Here is a 921-nt window from a genome sequence, read left to right on the forward strand (position 1 = left end):
TCGCCCTCCGTCGTGGCGACGGGCGGACCCTAGACCAAACCCGCCCCCATCGTCAATCCGTTTCTTCATGTTTTTTGAAAAATTTTCAGAGAAACGCCGCAAATCACTGGTATAGAAAGATTTGCAGTTCTGAAAATCTAACAATCTACTACTCCTCCAGCAGGTAGCGCCGGACCAGCAGCTCGATCGCTCCATCACAAACAGCGAAACCACTCCCGCTATTGCACGCGGCTACCGCTGCGAAGTCTCGATTCGGCGCGATCCACATGACGGCGTAGAACATGGTATTCGTTCCAGTGTGGGTAAACGCGGTCCCGCCTGCCCAAGCCCTAGGCTCCAATGCCCAGCCCATCGCATACGCTGGCCCGGAAGCTGTTGGCGTGTGGAGAACTTCCAATTGGGTGGAGTCTACCGGTGCGACGGGAGTATTCCCGAGATGAAGCACGGCGAATTTCAGAAAATCCAAGATGGTCGCATTTACCCGGCCCGCTGGCGTGATCGCCGGAGGGTTATCTCCGGCAGGCAGTGGGTTGATCGATACCAAAACGCCATCTCGAACGACATGTCCGTAAGGCTGATCGACAAGTCCTGGACTAGCTGGCGCTCCAAAATGGACTGAGTCCATTCCCAGAGGTGCGAATAGCTTTTCCCTGATCAAATCTTGATAATTCCTCCCCATACGCCGCTCCAACATGGCTCCAGCAACTGAAAATCCAGCATTTGAGTAAGCATACCCCTTCCCTGGCTTGTAAGACGGGGGCTTGCTCAGCATTTCGCTTATCAAATCGAGCCGTTGCTCCGGGCCAGATTTGGATGATTGTTCCAATTTAGACCGATTGCCAGAACTCATTTCCGATTGAGATTGGGAAGTGAGCATACGGAGCTCACGGTTCGCGGTTGATCGAGAAGCGTTTGGAGTGA

The 921-nt window shown here is 53.6% G+C and carries 1 protein-coding gene; it reads right to left on the bottom strand.

What is annotated here, in order from left to right; translation table 11 throughout:
* Window positions 1–148: 148 nt before the first annotated feature.
* Window positions 149–921: serine hydrolase domain-containing protein (locus JIN85_RS20595; protein WP_234047544.1), on the bottom strand; the 773-nt coding region annotated here is incomplete at its 5' end.

The organism is Luteolibacter pohnpeiensis (genome assembly GCF_016595435.1).
GTDB lineage: Bacteria > Verrucomicrobiota > Verrucomicrobiia > Verrucomicrobiales > Akkermansiaceae > Luteolibacter > Luteolibacter pohnpeiensis.